The 16,024-nt window shown below is 38.6% G+C and carries 12 protein-coding genes and 1 pseudogene; 10 read left to right on the top strand and 3 right to left on the bottom strand.

Translation table 11 applies throughout. From position 1 onward, the window contains the following. Positions 1–38: 38 nt before the first annotated feature. The 3 genes and pseudogenes from P9B04_RS25100 (at position 39) to P9B04_RS01420 (ending at position 1,885) form a co-directional block, all read left to right on the top strand. Positions 39–158 (top strand): PEP-CTERM sorting domain-containing protein, encoded by a 120-nt coding sequence (locus P9B04_RS25100; RefSeq protein ID WP_446717955.1) that lies wholly within the window; start codon positions 39–41, stop codon positions 156–158. Between the two features lie 43 nt (positions 159–201). Beyond that, positions 202–477, top strand: a pseudogene (locus tag P9B04_RS01425) (hypothetical protein); the annotation flags it as partial. A gap of 55 nt (positions 478–532) precedes the next feature. After that, entirely contained in the window at positions 533–1,885 is a 1,353-nt protein-coding gene (locus tag P9B04_RS01420; protein ID WP_342053214.1) for a CmpA/NrtA family ABC transporter substrate-binding protein, read from the top strand. Between the two features lie 253 nt (positions 1,886–2,138). On the opposite strand, the gene rpe is transcribed toward P9B04_RS01420, so the two are convergent. Continuing rightward, positions 2,139–2,840: a ribulose-phosphate 3-epimerase gene (gene rpe, locus P9B04_RS01415; protein ID WP_342053213.1), complete on the bottom strand. Its 702-nt coding sequence runs from the start codon at positions 2,838–2,840 to the stop codon at positions 2,139–2,141. 191 nt (positions 2,841–3,031) lie between these two features. Here rpe and typA point away from each other — a divergent pair, with 191 nt between their 5' ends. Beyond that, positions 3,032–4,825: a translational GTPase TypA gene (gene typA / locus P9B04_RS01410; protein ID WP_342053212.1), complete on the top strand. Its 1,794-nt coding sequence runs from the start codon at positions 3,032–3,034 to the stop codon at positions 4,823–4,825. Between the two features lie 930 nt (positions 4,826–5,755). Here typA and P9B04_RS01405 read toward each other — a convergent pair. Next, positions 5,756–6,226, bottom strand: coding sequence for a photosystem I reaction center subunit XI (locus tag P9B04_RS01405; protein ID WP_342053215.1), 471 nt, complete (start codon positions 6,224–6,226; stop codon positions 5,756–5,758). 185 nt (positions 6,227–6,411) lie between these two features. Between P9B04_RS01405 and P9B04_RS01400 the strand changes: the two genes are divergently transcribed. The 5 genes from P9B04_RS01400 to smc all read left to right on the top strand — a co-directional run bounded on the left by P9B04_RS01400 (position 6,412) and on the right by smc (position 13,126). After that, positions 6,412–6,525 (top strand): photosystem I reaction center subunit VIII, encoded by a 114-nt coding sequence (locus P9B04_RS01400; protein WP_342053211.1) that lies wholly within the window; start codon positions 6,412–6,414, stop codon positions 6,523–6,525. Positions 6,526–6,617: 92 nt separating this feature from the next. After that, complete coding sequence (locus P9B04_RS01395) at positions 6,618–7,124, top strand: DUF1499 domain-containing protein (RefSeq protein ID WP_342053210.1); 507 nt, start codon at positions 6,618–6,620, stop codon at positions 7,122–7,124. 76 nt (positions 7,125–7,200) lie between these two features. Beyond that, complete coding sequence (locus tag P9B04_RS01390) at positions 7,201–8,334, top strand: class I SAM-dependent methyltransferase (protein WP_342053209.1); 1,134 nt, start codon at positions 7,201–7,203, stop codon at positions 8,332–8,334. A gap of 207 nt (positions 8,335–8,541) precedes the next feature. Next, positions 8,542–9,234, top strand: a complete 693-nt coding sequence (locus tag P9B04_RS01385) for a PHP domain-containing protein (protein ID WP_342053208.1) — start codon at positions 8,542–8,544, stop codon at positions 9,232–9,234. 226 nt (positions 9,235–9,460) lie between these two features. Beyond that, entirely contained in the window at positions 9,461–13,126 is a 3,666-nt protein-coding gene (smc, locus tag P9B04_RS01380; RefSeq protein WP_342053207.1) for a chromosome segregation protein SMC, read from the top strand. A 21-nt stretch (positions 13,127–13,147) separates the two neighbouring features. Here smc and P9B04_RS01375 read toward each other — a convergent pair whose 3' ends face one another. Next, positions 13,148–14,620: an RICIN domain-containing protein gene (locus P9B04_RS01375; RefSeq protein ID WP_342053206.1), complete on the bottom strand. Its 1,473-nt coding sequence runs from the start codon at positions 14,618–14,620 to the stop codon at positions 13,148–13,150. Positions 14,621–14,875: 255 nt separating this feature from the next. Here P9B04_RS01375 and P9B04_RS01370 point away from each other — a divergent pair, with 255 nt between their 5' ends. Then, positions 14,876–15,964: a helix-turn-helix domain-containing protein gene (locus P9B04_RS01370; protein ID WP_342053205.1), complete on the top strand. Its 1,089-nt coding sequence runs from the start codon at positions 14,876–14,878 to the stop codon at positions 15,962–15,964. Positions 15,965–16,024 lie beyond the last annotated feature (60 nt).

Below are 16,024 nucleotides of genomic sequence, written 5' to 3'. Positions count from 1 at the left end.
GGGCTATATCCCTTATTAAATCTAGCTTATAGCTTTTTGTGTCCCCACGCCAGGCAGCTAAACCCTCTGTATCTACTCCTGAACCTACCAATATTTTTGGATTGTTTTTACTAGGAGGAACCAGTTTATTAATTTCTAAGCGTGAACGAAAAAGTTAGAGACTTTGGCATGCTTTAAAAACTATAATGTACCTCAGAAACTGTTGTTAAAAAGCCCCTATCTACAACAACTAATGTTTGTGGTTGTGGATACCAGCTAGATAGAGACGAAAACGCAGCCATTAATATTCTTAATCGAGCCTTGGGTACTGTAGAGCAGACATGAACCTCGCTTCGGCTCCTCTCACCGAGCGAAGTCGAGGTGAAAACTTCAGGAGATTTGTCCTTTACTGTTGTTGGAGCAATTCGGCATCAGCAAGACAGGTTGTTGATTGAAAAATCCTCGCACTATAATTGCGAGGAGTGTCAAAATGTATAAATATCGTAGTGAGCAAAGATGAATCAAGATTAAAAAATTTTTTTTATTACAATTTATGAAACGTCGAAATTTTATCAAGTACGGTGGTTTAGGTTTAGCCGGTTTAGGCATTACAGCTTGTAGTAATGCAGATATTTTCTCCCTTAACAACGGACAAAAAAACGATGTTAACTTTGGCACTCTAGAAAAGAGTAACCTGATTTTAGGATTTGTGCCAAACACGGATGCAGCCCCTTTAATTGTTGCCCAGGAAAAGGGGTTTTTTGAGCGTTACGGCCTGTCCGTTACCCTAAAACGGTTTAACAATTGGGAAGGGGTCAAAGAAGAGGTTTTAGGCTGGAAAATGGACGCAGCACAACTACCCTATGCTTTCCCCATGATGGCGCAACTGGGAAAAGAGTCTGCCCCTTTAATCTCCCTGATGACGTTAAATCTCAATGGTAGTGCTATCACCCTAACTCAAAAAGCTTGGACTGGAGGCATACGTCCTTCGGTAGACTATTTTAATTTTGCTGATTTTGAAGAGAACATCAGACGATATTGGCGCAATAGTAACAATCCTTTACAGTTTGCGGTGGAATCTTCTTTGTCAACGGAAACCTATCTCACTCGATACTGGTTATCATCCATTGGGTTAATACCAACTAGCGAAGTAGAATTTTTAGAGTTTCCCGCCTCTCAAATGATTTATAAACTTCAAGCAGGTATTATCGATGGTTATAGTGCCTCTTCTCCTTGGAATCAACAAAGTGTCTTAGAAAAAGCAGGATTTATTAGTTATATTAGCCGTGATATTTGGAAGGGTCATCCTAACAAACTATTAGCAACTATGGAGGGTTGGGCGAGAAAAAATCCTACCACCACCAAGGCTTTGATGGCATCATTGATAGAAGCTTGTCAATATTGCGATCGCCCGGATAATCAAGCAGAAATTGCTACAATTTTAGCCAAACCCAATTACTTGAACCAAGAAAGCAGTCTAATCGAATCTACTTTAACCGGCAATTATGTTTATAGTAGTGAAACTTCTAGTAAGTATCAAAAAAGCATCCCAGACTATAATATTTTTCATCATCGGAAAGCAGACTATTTAGGAGAAAACGATCACGCTAATTATCCCTGGCGTTCCCATGCTATTTGGATGTTAACCCAGATGATTCGCTGGCACGATTTAGAGATTTTTGACTATCCTGAAGATGCGGATAAATTATTAGATAAAATCTACCCTCTTAATCTCTACGAAGAAGTAGCCCAAGCTTTGAATATAAAGCTTCCTGGGGACAGTATGAAGAAAGAAGGAAACACATCTTTTATCGATGGGCAACCATTCGATCCCAGTAACCCTGTAGCTTACTTGAATCAGTTTCCCATTAGGGCTAATAGTCCAAGAACCTTCAGTTTTGTTTAACTAAGTTGGGAGACAAGATATAAGAAATCTTACTGATATCTTGCACCAGTATAGAAAAACTTAAATTAGTCAGCAGTTCCTCACTCCGTTCCGGCGCTATCGCACAGCGTTCAGCATTCGTTTAATCTTACTCACAGTAGATGATAGAGATTGATCTTTTTCAGCCGATGGCTGATAGCTGAACGCTTACAAACTAGCCAGTTTTATCAAAGGTGCAAGATGTGAGTCTTGCCTCCAACATAGCTGAACTAGGTTACACAGTCGCCAACTCAGGTTGAGGACGCTTGCTGTTGCGAATACCTTCGATCGCTTCTGCGTAGTCATTTGCCTTGAAAACAGCAGATCCCGCTACAATAGCGTTAGCCCCTGCCTCTAGTACCTGCCAAGTGTTTCCGGGCTTAAGTCCACCATCCACTTGAATCCAGGGATCTAGACCTTTTTCGTCGCACATTTGGCGTAACTTACGGATTTTGGGTACCATTCCAGGAATAAAGCTTTGACCTCCAAAACCAGGGTTAACACTCATAATTAGCACTAAATCGCACAATTCTAGAACATAATCGATTAAGTCTAAAGGAGTAGAAGGATTGAGAACCACTCCTGCTTTTTTTCCTAGTTCACGAATTTGGCCGAGAGTCCGATGTAAGTGGGGGGAAGCATTGTGTTCTGCGTGAACAGAAATAAAATCAGCCCCTGCTTTGGCAAAATCAGCCACATATTTTTCGGGTTCTACAATCATTAAGTGAACATCGAGGGGTTTTTCTGTGTAGGGGCGAATAGCATTAACAATTAGGGGTCCAATGGTAATATTGGGAACAAAACGACCGTCCATGACATCCACATGAATCCAGTCCGCCCCTGCCCTATCTACTGCCTCAATTTCTGCTCCTAAACGGCTAAAATCAGCGGAAAGGATAGAAGGGGATATAACAGTAGATTTAATAGATTGAGTCATATTGATAGTGTTCCTTTGATCGGATGATTGCTTATGCCAACAATATTAACAAAGTATTTAGATTAATCTTTAACTTTTTTATAGAATTTTCTAAATAGATTGTGATTAATGATTAAACCTTGTAAAAACTAAGTTAGAATTGTGAAGAAATCTGTAGTAATGTAAATATAACATTCTCACTACCGTATCCTATGTCTCTTCCCATTCGTAACGTTGCTATTATCGCCCACGTCGATCACGGTAAAACCACCCTGGTTGATTCTCTTCTCAAACAGTCGGGTATCTTTCGTGAAGGGGAAGAGATCCCTGACTGTGTGATGGACTCCAATACCCTCGAACGCGAACGGGGTATTACTATCCTCTCGAAAAATACAGCTGTCCGCTACAATGACACCCTGATCAACATCGTTGATACCCCTGGACACGCAGACTTTGGAGGGGAAGTGGAACGAGTGTTAGGGATGGTAGATGGTTGCATCTTGATTGTAGATGCTAACGAAGGCCCTATGCCCCAAACCCGTTTTGTTCTCAAAAAAGCTTTAGAAAAAGGTTTACGTCCCATCGTCGTCGTTAACAAAATCGATCGCCCTCAAGCTGAACCAGATCAAGCCGTTGATAAAGTGTTTGACCTGTTCGTAGAATTGGGCGCGGATGATGACCAATGCGATTTTACTACTTTGTACGCTTCCGGCTTATCGGGGTTTGCTAAAGAAAATTTAGAGGATGACTCAGAAGACATGAAGCCTCTGTTTGAGTCTATTTTGCACCACGTTCCCCCACCAGCCGGTGATGTAACCAAACCCTTACAACTACAGGTAACCACCCTAGATTATTCGGAATATTTGGGTCGTATCATCATTGGTCGTATTCACAACGGAACCCTTAAAGCTGGTCAACAAGCAGCCTTGATGAAAGAGGATGGTAAAATCGTCCGAGGCAAGATCAGTAAATTGTTAGGTTTTGAAGGATTGCAAAGGGTAGAATTAGAGGAGTCTAGCGCAGGAAACATCGTAGCTGTGGCTGGTTTTGCTGATGCTAACATCGGGGAAACCCTCACCTGTCCCGAGGAACCTCAAGCTTTACCTTTAATTAAGGTGGATGAACCCACTTTACAGATGACTTTCTCTGTTAATGACTCTCCTTTTGCCGGTCAGGAAGGCAAGTTTGTCACCTCTCGACAAATACGAGATCGTCTGATGAGGGAGTTAGAAACTAATGTTGCTTTGAGGGTTGAACCGGGAGAGTCCCCAGATCAATTTTCGGTTTCTGGTCGGGGTGAACTCCATTTAGGCATTTTAATCGAAACTATGCGCCGAGAAGGGTACGAGTTTCAGGTAGCCCAACCCCAAGTTATTTATCGTGAGGTTAACGGACAACCCTACGAACCTTTTGAATACTTGGTTTTAGACGTTCCCGAAGAAGCGGTAGGGTCTTGCATCGAACGCTTAGGTCAACGAAAAGGGGAAATGCAGGATATGCAAACCAGCGTTAACGGACGGACTCAGTTAGAGTTTGTTGTCCCGGCCAGGGGTTTACTCGGGTTCCGTGGTGACTTTATCCGTATTACACGGGGTGAAGGGATAATGAACCACAGTTTCTTAGAGTATCGTCCCTTATCTGGCGAGTTGGAAACCCGTTACAACGGTGTGATTATCGCCTTTGAGGAAGGGACATCCACTTTCTACGCCATGAAAAATGCGGAAGATCGTGGCGTTTTCTTTATTACTCCTGGAACCAAGGTTTATAAGGGGATGATTGTTGGTGAACATAACCGTTCCCAAGATTTAGAGTTGAATGTTTGCAAAACCAAGCAGTTAACTAACCATCGTGCAGCCAGTGGAGATGAGTTGGTTCAACTACAGTCCCCAGAAGAAATGAGTCTAGAAAGGGCTTTAGAGTACATTGGGTCTGATGAGTTAGTAGAAGTGACACCAGAGTCTATTCGTTTGCGGAAGATGAAAACGAAAAAATTGGCTAAACGTTAATTTACATTGATTTTCATGCTTGAGAGGTTGGAGATGCTTGCATCTTCAGCCTTTTTCGTCTTTAAGTATGAGAATTGTTACATTGTCTCTTATTATTTCTCAAGTGTAAATACAGAATTTTAAAAATTTTTTGTGTTCTTGATCACGGCTTTCTCGGATTTTCTCACATACGATGATAATGGTCTAAGTTATGATTTGAAAAGATCCTGTTTTTTTACGAACATCTGTTCTATGGCAATCAGAGATGATTGATGAGATATCTTTTTTAGCAGTTATCAGTTATCATTGCCTAATGTTCGTTGCTTCCTTATGCCTCAGACTTAAATTCTCACAACCGATGACTGATTGCTATGTGTAAAGCAAATTATAGATGACTTGTCACAATCACAAAGATGAAACACTGATTCTATGGTTAAAACAAACTTAATTCCGAAGTCCGAACCCGGGTTTTATGAGGATATAAAATTGTGAAAGTTACAAGACTAGCCTCAGATACTAATGACCTAATGAACTGGTTTATGAACATAATTGAAAAGGAATTAGATCGTTTATTATTTGATAATAATCAACCAATAATCATCTATATTAAGACTATTGATAATAGTGCTATTATGGTTTCTAACCTTTATAAGAGTGTCGTTTGTTGTCCTATTAAATTAATGCGAACGCTAAAAAAAACTCAGTCTATATCCTTCACCCACTATGCACCTAACAACTTTTGGTCACTTGTGTCCAGTTGTAAGCAAAACATCGTTTAATATTTAGAGAATGGAATATTCTGCGATCGCCAAATCTAATTAATATGAATCAGTTGTTGAAGTTATTATTTTAAGTAAAAAGGTGAGCATTGCCCACCTTCTTGATAAAGTAAATTAGGATGTTACAAAGGAAATCAAAACCGTTTAAAAATAGGTATTGATTACAAAGATATTAACCTAAAATTTGTTGAATTAACTCGATGTAAGGAGTTTGGTAGAGAAGATAAGCGAAAAATGCGCCACCTGCACCTCCGATAAAGAAACCATTAGCGAACTCTCCCCAACCCTCAGAAGTAGCTAAAGCTTCGGGAACATTAGGAGTGGTTAGGGTTTCTGTTGGTTTGCTGACACCAACGGAAGCATAGATAGATAGAGCAACGGTTAAAATGGCAACCAAACCCACTGCGGCTAATAAACCGGCTGTATTTGCGTAATCGGTGTTACGCAGGGGGCCAAGAAGGGTAAATGGTCCGTAGATGAAATAACCGTGGGCCATACCAATCTCTAAACCGCGACGGTTAGGAGATAGTCCTTGACGGTAAGCGGGAAGGTTTCTGATAAAAGCAAGAGAGAACCCTGAAGAGTTAACAGGAGTGGCCAAGTTGCCTACTTGGGGATCTCCACCATGTTGAATTACGTCCATTGTCATTTGAATCTCTTTGTAAATTATTAAACTGGCCTTTTAAGCAGTATATTGACTTGTCGCCCTTTTTTATCAGGTTTCTGAGCATAATGTTAAGAATCTTTATAATTGTTAAATTTTGTCAAACTTTCCAGTTAGGATTTTTTATAGTTACCACTGTAAATTGAAAAACAGGATTATAAAAAATGACAGGTACATACGCAGCTGCCTACTTACCAGCTATTTTCGTCACCTTACTCCCCGTCCTTGCTTTTGCTGTGATGGGTCTTTTATTCGTTTACATCGAGTCCGAAGCTTAAACCCTTCTTATTTATCAAAAAAGTCTCTCCAATCTCTGGGGAGGCTTTTTCAATGTTAAGTTAGTTTAAGTTGTTAAACTAGTTATTAAGTCATGTCTGCTACCAAAGATACATCTAAGTCCATTAACCTGACATTATTAAGTGTGGTAATTTTTCTCGCTGTGGTTGCAATATGGATAGGAGTTCGCCTTATTTCTCCTGATTCTCCCACTCTTTTTGCGGGAACACAACCTGAAAATTTAGGGGTAACTAATGAGACATTAACTGCTTGTCCAAGTACCCCCAATTGTGTTAGTTCTCAGAGCAAAGATGGAGAACATTCTATTCAACCTTTAGCTTATCAAGGAGAAGGGAAAACAGCGATCGCTACCTTAAAAGAGATTATTAGTCAACAGGAAAGAAGTAAAATAGTTTCTGAAAGCGATGATTATCTTTATGCTCAATTTACTACTCAATGGATGGGTTTTGTTGATGATGTTGAATTTTATGTTAACGAAGAGAATGGTGTGATTGATGTTCGTTCTGCTTCTCGTTTGGGTGAGTCTGATTTAGGAGTCAATCGTGAACGAATCGAAACCATAAGACAAGCATTTCAATAAAGCTAATTCTTAATAATGGGTAATTGGTAAGGTGGGCAATGCCCACCCTAAATTTTATAGACTCTTTTGTAATAATATGCTAGAGATTATTGTTGATACTATCGAAAAAAGTCCCAATAATTGCATTACTTTTGCTGATTATATGGAATTAGTTTTATACCATCCAGAGCGAGGTTATTACAGTTCTGGAAAGGTTGGTATTGGTTCTCAAGGAGATTTTTTTACGGCTTCTTCTTTGGGATCAGATTTTGGTGAATTATTGGCAGAACAGTTTAGGGAGATGTTTGCTATTGTAAATAATTCTGATTCGTTTACTTTAGTAGAAGTTGGCGCAGGTACTGGGAATTTAGCGGCTGATATCCTTGGCTATTTTAAGGGTAAATATCCTGATTTTTATCAAAAGATAAACTATATCATTATTGAAGAATCCCCAAAACTAATTGAACAGCAAAAAGATAATTTACAAAAGTTTGAGCAAATTACTTGGAAATCTTGGCAAGATGTTGCCGATAACTCGATCATTGGCTGTATTTTTAGTAATGAATTAATAGATGCTTTTCCTGTTCATCAAATAGTTGTAGAACATAAAACACTCAAAGAAGTTTATATTACCTGGAAAGATAAAAAAATCACAGAGCTTATTAGGGATATATATACACCTAAGTTATTAAACTATTTTCAATTAATAAATGTAGATTTAACCAATGATGATTATCCCGAAAATTACCGAACAGAAGTTAATTTAAAAGCATTAGATTGGTTAAAAATTGTTGCCCAAAAAATGAAAAAAGGTTATCTATTGACCATAGATTACGGCTATGATGCTGTAAAATATTATCATCCTCAACGCTATCAAGGAACTTTAAATTGTTACTATGAACACCGTCATCATCATAACCCTTATGTGAATTTAGGAGAACAAGATATCACCGCTCATGTGGATTTTACAGCTTTAGAAAAACAGGGAAAGGTGTTAGGTTTAGAAACAGTGGGATTAACACAACAAGGGTTATTTCTAATGTCTTTGGGACTCGGCGATCGCTTATCAGAATTATCCAATGGTAACTATACTTTACCAGAAATTCTCAAGCGTCGAGATGCACTTCATCAATTAATTGACCCCACAGGTTTAGGGGGTTTTAAGGTATTAATTCAAAGTAAAGATATTACAGACAATCAACTTCTGAAAGGATTAAAGGAAAATATTTGAATAATTGTTTGCTTTTGTATGTAGCGGAATATAATGGGAGCCGGCGAGGTTAACGTCACCTTAGTCCGGTGTATGGTCAGATAATATCTGATCTTAAACTAAAGTTTGCATTATAGATCACACCAAACAGAGTAAAAACAGCTTATACTTAGAAATGTTACTAAGATGTAACAAATCGCAATCTTTAACGGATTATCATCAGCCACTATGATTGTTTCAACTTCAACGAAACCATCGTCTCAAGATACTCAAACACTACAGGAAGTCTGGCTAAGACTAACTGCCAAAAGTTGTCCTCATGAGTACAATTTTCATATGCACACTACTTGTTCTGATGGACGACTGGCCCCTGAACAACTAATTAAGCAAGCAGCCGACAACGGACTAAAAGGACTTGCCATTACTGACCATCATTCCGTTGAAGGTTATAAAATAGCCCAAGAGTGGCTTCAAAAAACATCTTTAGGAATACGAAAGGATACTTTACCCCATTTGTGGACAGGAATTGAAATCACGTCTAGTTTACTCAATATTGAGGTTCACATACTAGGATACGCTTTTAACCCTGAACATCCAGCCATAGAACCTTATCTATCAGGAGAATCTCGAAGCGGAAGTCAAGGGTTAACTAGTAACGTCATCAAAGCTATTCAACAAGCAGGAGGAATGGCAGTTTTAGCCCATCCCGAAAGATATCGTCTCTCAGCTAGAAAAGTGATTCCTGTTGCTGTTGATTTAGGAATTGATGGCGTTGAAGCCTTCTATGCTTACGATAATCCTAAACCTTGGAGACCTAGCCCTCGTCAAACGGAAACAGTTTTATCTCTTGGTTCTCATTATGGACTGTATCACACTTGTGGCACAGATACCCATGGAGTTAACTTATTACAAAGGATTTAATGGAGTAGGGACTACTAAAAATGAGAATAAGATAATTAATTAAGACGAATCATAAAATCTAGAAACCAGAGTTAGCGAACTTATTAGCAATAACCGTTAATATAGCATACTGATTAAGTTATTGGTTCATGAGAAACTTTTATCCCCTCAAAGGGGTCTTAATCTGCTAGGCTAGATAGATTAGTCATCTAGTTTAATCAAGGGTTAAACTATTCCCATTGCGCCTATGGTTCATGTTAAGCGCATCGAATTATCTCATTTTAAATCGTTTGGTGGAACCACCGCCATCCCTTTTTTACCTGGATTTACGGTGGTTTCTGGTCCCAATGGTTCGGGTAAATCTAACATACTCGATGCTTTATTATTTTGCTTAGGTTTGGCTACTTCCAAAGGGATGAGGGCTGAAAGATTGCCCGATTTAATCAATCATAATCACAGCAATAATCGTAAAACACAAGAAGCTTACGTTTGTGTAACTTTCGACGTTTCTGATTTAACAGATTTAGAAGAATTTAGCCGAGATAATCCACCCATCACTAAGATAGCATTAACCGAAGAAAATGGGAATAATACTAATGGTGATAACACCGAAGCAATAAGCGAGGAAAACAGTTTAATTACCAGCAGTGAATGGACAGTAACCCGACGGTTACGAGTTACGAAAGGAGGTAGTTACTCCTCAACTTATTATATTAATGAACAAGTTTGTAATGTTAGTCAACTTCACGAACAGTTGAACCGTTTAAGAATTTATCCAGAAGGATATAATGTGGTGTTGCAGGGGGATGTAACTCGCATTATTAGTATGAATGGGAAAGAAAGGAGAAACATTATTGATGAATTGGCCGGGGTAGCAGAATTTGACCGTAAGATAGAAAAAACCAAAGAAACCCTAGAAGAAGTTAGGGAAAGGGAAGAAAGATGTCAGATTATTGAAACAGAGTTAAAACGGTCTTTAGAACGCTTAGCTGCTGATAAAATAAAAGCAGAGAAATATCAAAAATTAAAACAACAAATTCAGGAAAAAAAGGGATGGGAAACCGTCTTAGCTTGGAAATTATTACAACAAAAAATATGTGGTCTTAAAAATCAAATTAATACAGGGGAACAGCAAGAACAAAAATTAAATCAAGCTATTAATGAACTCGCCGAAAAGATTAATGAAAATAGCGTTAAACTAGAAAAGTTGAACCGTCAAGTTAAAGCATTGGGAGAAGATGAACAGTTAACCATTGCTTCTCAACTGGCAACTCAAAAAGCACAGCGAAATCAACGGGAACAACAACAACAACAATTAGAAAGTTTGATAATACAAACGGAAAAAGAAATCGCTGAAACCGAAATAACTATTGATCAACAAAAACAAAAATTATCTCAACTAACAGAGAATAGTAAAAGTTTAAAACAAGAAACCTTACCCTTATTAAAAGAGCAAAGAGATCGTACTTATAAAACATTAGAAATGGTTAGACAGCAGGCGGCTGCGGTGGCTGAAGCGTCGGACGCTTGGGTACAAGAACAAGCAAAATTGAGCCGTCAAATTTCTTCTTTACAGGATACATTGAACCCTCAATTAACTCAACAAGCACAGTTAACAGAAAGATATCAACAGTTACAAAATAATATTAAGGACGAAATCGAACAATTAAAAAGTATTGAGTTAGAATTAAACGCCCAAGAACAGGATTTTGAAAAACTATCTACTCCCCACGAAGAGAAAATACAGCAGTTTGCTCAACAATTATCTACCGCAGAACAAGATAAAAGTATTCTAGAAGAAACCCAAACTCGCCTAGATAAAGAATACCGAGAAAAGCAAAGACAACTTGACCGTTTAGAAGCCTCTCAACAAGCACAACAAGAAGCACAAGGAACCTACGCAACCCAACTTATCTTAGGTTCAGATTTACCTGGTGTATGTGGTTTAGTAGCACAACTTGGTCAGGTAAAACCTAGCTATCAGTTAGCCCTAGAAATTGCCGCTGGTTCACGATTAGGTTATGTAGTAGTCGAAGATGATACTATTGCTTCTGCAGGAATTAAGTTACTAAAACAAGCAAAAGCAGGACGGGCTACATTTTTACCCTTAACAAAAATCAGACCTTATCGTGGACAAAATAATAACAGTTTGCAATACGCACAGGGGTTTATTGATTTAGCAGTTAATTTAGTCCTTTGTAGACCTGAACATGAAAAAATATTTTCTTATGTTTTTGGTAATACTATTGTTTTTGAAACCCTAAATGATGCCAGACATCACTTAGGAAAACAGCGCATTGTTACTCTAGATGGGGACTTATTAGAAACCAGTGGTGCCATGACAGGAGGAAGTCGTCCGAAGCGTTCATCTATTCGTTTCGGAACCCTAGTTCAAGGAGAATCTCAAGAAATTAAATCTCTAAAACAAAGATTAGCTGATTTAGAAGAGTTACTATCTCGTAACCAAGAAAAGTTACAACAAAAATCTGAGCAAATCAAACAATTATCTCATGAACTAACCGAAGCAAGACAAAGCGGAAGAGAGCAAGAATTAAAACGTCAACAGTTGGAAAAAGAAATTGAAAGACTCCATGAACAACAAAAAAAGTTAAGCTTACAATTATCTCGTCATAAACAAGAAGCAGAAATCCTAGAAAATCAATTAAAAATTCTTGCGTCTGACATTCCACCCCTAACCGTCGAATTACAACAAAAACAAGATAAACTTCGGGAGTTAGAAGCATCTCATACCCATAGCGAATGGCAAGAAATTCAAACCCTTATTAAAAGTCAAGAAAACCAACTTCAAGAAAGAGAAAAAGAACTGCGTCAAGGGGAAAATCAACGACAAGAAATTGATCGTCAGTTGTCTTCTTTAGAGGAAAAAGTCGAAGAAAGTCAAGGTAAATTAACAGCACAGAAAGAAAGTATTGTCAAGTTAAACGACGACAAAACCGAAATAAAACAACAGCTAGAAAATACTAAAGATAAAATTAGTCATTTAGAAATTATTTTAGAAGAATTGAACCGAAAATTAGGAGAAACTAAAAAAGAAAGAGATCATACTGAAGAACAGTTAACAAAAATCAAAAAAGAGCATCAAGAGAAAATTTGGAATTTAGAGAAACTACAAACTACTCAACGGGAAAGAAAAGAAAAATTAATTAGTTTAGAAGAAGAACAAAAAAATCAAGCAAATGAATTACCCAACCCTTTACCAGAAGTTCCCTTACTCTCAGAAATAGACGAAACCACTACAGACTTAACCCCTCATATCGAGCAACTTCAAAAAGAGATTCGTAACGGACAAAAACGCTTAGAAGCAATGGAACCCGTTAATATGTTAGCCTTAGAGGAACACCAAAAAACTCAAAAAAGATTAAACGAACTTACAGAAAAGTTAACCACTATTCAAGGGGAAAGAACTGAATTATTATTAAGAATAGAAAACTTTACTACTCTAAGATATAGGTCATTCAAAGAATCCTTTGACGCTGTAAATGAGAACTTTCAAAGTATTTTTGCTACCCTTTCTCAAGGAGATGGTTATTTACAATTAGAGAATGAAGAAGACCCATTTCAAGGAGGTTTAAATCTTGTTGCACACCCCAAAGGAAAGCCCGTACAACGGTTAAGTTCTATGTCCGGGGGAGAAAAATCATTGACCGCTTTGAGCTTTATTTTCGCCCTACAAAGATATCGTCCCTCCCCATTTTATGCCTTTGATGAAGTTGATATGTTTTTAGATGGGGCTAATGTGGAAAGACTGTCAAAAATGATTCAACAACAAGCACAACAAGCACAGTTTATTGTTGTTAGTTTACGCCGTCCCATGATTGAAGCTTCTCAAAGAACCATTGGTGTAACCCAAGCTAGAGGGGCTTATACTCAAGTTCTGGGCATCAAACTATGATAACCTAAGTTCAAAAAAAATTTAGGTTTTAGCAGGCTTTGTATGAATTCCCTTAATATTGAAATACCACTTAAAATTGTGAAGTACCCTTGGCATCTCTCCAAATGCAGCATGAGTGCCGTAAGGTTGAAAGTGGTCTCCAAAAAAGCCAATGATTTCATGATTAGGCGGAGCTTCTAAGGTGATATTTTTCATTTCTCTAATAGTGCCTTTGAACCAATCAAACAGCACAATCCCTCCCCCTACTTGGTATCGGCAGTCTAAGGATTTGGTTTGCCTAAGCACTTGGGAAATGCGGTCTATGTCATTAGCATCCAATAATTCATACTCACGACCATCATTCATTGTAAACTTCAGGTTAATAATACCCACAGGTTGTAATTCTTTTCCTCTCGCATGATCAGCACCATAACGACTCAACTTCAGTCGGCCTTCTGCAGCACTAGGGTTAACACCTTGACGAGAAGGGTCAAGCACAACAGAACAACGTATCCACACACCCGTGATCTTAGTTAAATAAGTATCGAGTGGTAGTGCATACCCAATAGACTCCTTGTAGCCATAGCTACCACCACTGAGCCACTTGTTCGCATCAAAATAACTGTAAGCATATTTAGGATCGTTTAAACGATTCTGATCAAGACCATACCTACTATCATATCTATAAGTGTTAAGGGAATTAATCAATGTTAAATTTCCCCTAGGTTTACCACGGTATCCGCCACCTGTCCAATAAGGATAAATCTCTCTTGCTGTTGGCACCACTATGGACCTTAAGCGATAATCCCCTATATTCCTAGTTCGAGACCAATTGCCTAAGGTGTCAAAAGACCCCGTCTTTTCAAGTGGTCCCAATGAATCTAAAACAGACTGAGATAGGTTTGTCTTGCTTATTTTATTGTAATCAACAGTAGTGGTGGTAGTTGGGTTTGTTGTTGTCGGTTGGGGTTTAAGCAAATCATTGGCTAGTTGATCATTGTCTACATAGCGTATTTCCCATTGTTCATCGAGTTCAATCTTGTTTTTAGTTGAATCTAAAAGCGGTTGATACTCTACATCATTAGTTATTTCTTGATTGGGGAACATTTGTCTTAAATATGAAGCCCACCATCCAGTTTGTTGCTGTTCGTATGAGTCTGGCTTCCCTTGCAAATAATCATCATTGCCATCTCCCTGACATTCGAGCAGTCCATTGGTATGAAGTGTCCATTTTTGATTATTCTGCTTGGTCACGGGTTGCAGACTAACTTTCTTTGCAGCCGCATCATAGGTTAAGGCTTTGCCATCTTTGTAATTGGTAATAACTCTATCACTATCAATCAACCACTGTTGAGTATCACCTAATCCTCGGGACGGGCCAGAAGGATTTTTTTTTAAGATCTTGACTCCTATGTCTGGATGAGTTAAATAAACTCCTTGATGGTCCGAAAAACGTTGACCATCGAGTAATAAGCCACTTTCTTTGTTAATAAATTTAACAGTTCTTTGTGCCATTTTTAGTTTTTGCTCCTAGTACAAATTGTTACTTGATTGATGATACAAAATTATCAATGAATGATAATTTATTTAGTTCAAACTAACTAAAATCTCTTGCTTTGTTGATAATTACTTAAACTGCTTAGATTATATATTGAATGAATAAAAAATCTTCCTTAACTCCTGCCTCCTGCCATAACGGAAAATAGTGGAATCTACTTTAGGTAATTATACGTCACCTCTTTTAAAATCCTATTAACAACAAAAATACCGATGAGCAAATATAATTCAACCCAAGCTGAAAAAATAAAAGAAATTGCAGCCTACCTAAAGGAACAACGAGTTCAACAGGGGCTAAGCATTGAACAAATAGCGTCCATGACTTTTATCCGTTTACCCATGATTAAAGCCCTGGAAACGTCTAATATAGGGGAGTTGCCCGAATTGGTTTATGTGCAAGGATTCATCCGTCGTTACGGGGAAGCTTTGCAGATAGACGGAAACCAGCTATCCCAACAACTTACTGCTTCTGCAGCAGAAAAAATAGACATTTCCCCCGATTTATTTACCTCCCCTGCAGTGGAGGATAACATAGGGCAAGAAGTCCCCTGTACTCCTGTTTCTCAAGAAAATTATCAATCCGTAGCTACTAAGTCAAAACCCCGTACCTTAGTGCAACTTTCCGACGAAACAAGTGAAACTACTAATGCTTCCTGGCCTAAGAAACTGCATCTATACTGGGTTTATTTGCTAATTTTAGGAGGGGCCACCGGCGGACTATTTTATCTGTTGTCCCGTCCCCCTGCTACCGAACAAACAGCGCAAAGCGAACCCACTCAAACCGCTGCGGTTTCACCCCAACCCACTCAACCACAAGAAACTACCCAAACCGCTGCGGTTTCACCCCAACCCACTCAACCAGAAGAAATCTCCCAACCTGCAGAAAGTTCCGACATTATTACCCAACCAGAAACCCCTGTTGCTACTGAGGAACCTTCCCCTGTGGTAGAATCTCCTCAAGGAACCTCAGAAACAACGAATAATCTATCTGAGGTAGCTGAAAATGCACCTATTCCCACAGAAACCCCTAACGATATCACTAGGGAAACTACCACTGAAACAGCCATCACTGCTGCATTACAACTAGAAGGAGACTCATGGTTACAGGTGAAAGTAGATGGTGAAGTCGAATATGAGGGAATTTTACAAGAAGGAGAGGAAGAAAGCTGGAATGCTGAAGAAAACTTAACCATTCGTGTCGGTAATGCCGGAGTTGTTAAGTTATCGGTTAACGATGAACCAGCAGAAGTTATCGGAGAGTTGGGAGAGGTGAAAACCGTCGAACTGACAGGTGATAGCTAGATGTGTGTTGACACTCTCACCGCTAATTGCTAAGGCAATGTAGCGGGAGATTCTTGATTC

The sequence above is a fragment of the Crocosphaera sp. Alani8 genome, from assembly GCF_038442745.1.
Classification (GTDB): domain Bacteria; phylum Cyanobacteriota; class Cyanobacteriia; order Cyanobacteriales; family Microcystaceae; genus Crocosphaera.
The sequence above is the reverse complement of the archived record's forward strand: the minus strand, read 5'-3'. Positions and strand labels throughout refer to the sequence as shown.

What these genes read in the sequence shown, in the direction of transcription:
- P9B04_RS01420 (WP_342053214.1), top strand. Translation starts at nt 533, where the DNA reads ATGAAACGTCGAAATTTTATCAAGTACGGTGGTTTAGGTTTAGCCGGT.
- rpe (WP_342053213.1), bottom strand. Translation starts at nt 2,840, where the DNA reads ATGACTCAATCTATTAAATCTACTGTTATATCCCCTTCTATCCTTTCC.
- typA (WP_342053212.1), top strand. Translation starts at nt 3,032, where the DNA reads ATGTCTCTTCCCATTCGTAACGTTGCTATTATCGCCCACGTCGATCAC.
- P9B04_RS01405 (WP_342053215.1), bottom strand. Translation starts at nt 6,226, where the DNA reads ATGGACGTAATTCAACATGGTGGAGATCCCCAAGTAGGCAACTTGGCC.
- P9B04_RS01400 (WP_342053211.1), top strand. Translation starts at nt 6,412, where the DNA reads ATGACAGGTACATACGCAGCTGCCTACTTACCAGCTATTTTCGTCACC.
- P9B04_RS01395 (WP_342053210.1), top strand. Translation starts at nt 6,618, where the DNA reads ATGTCTGCTACCAAAGATACATCTAAGTCCATTAACCTGACATTATTA.
- P9B04_RS01390 (WP_342053209.1), top strand. Translation starts at nt 7,201, where the DNA reads ATGCTAGAGATTATTGTTGATACTATCGAAAAAAGTCCCAATAATTGC.
- P9B04_RS01385 (WP_342053208.1), top strand. Translation starts at nt 8,542, where the DNA reads ATGATTGTTTCAACTTCAACGAAACCATCGTCTCAAGATACTCAAACA.
- smc (WP_342053207.1), top strand. Translation starts at nt 9,461, where the DNA reads ATGGTTCATGTTAAGCGCATCGAATTATCTCATTTTAAATCGTTTGGT.
- P9B04_RS01375 (WP_342053206.1), bottom strand. Translation starts at nt 14,620, where the DNA reads ATGGCACAAAGAACTGTTAAATTTATTAACAAAGAAAGTGGCTTATTA.
- P9B04_RS01370 (WP_342053205.1), top strand. Translation starts at nt 14,876, where the DNA reads ATGAGCAAATATAATTCAACCCAAGCTGAAAAAATAAAAGAAATTGCA.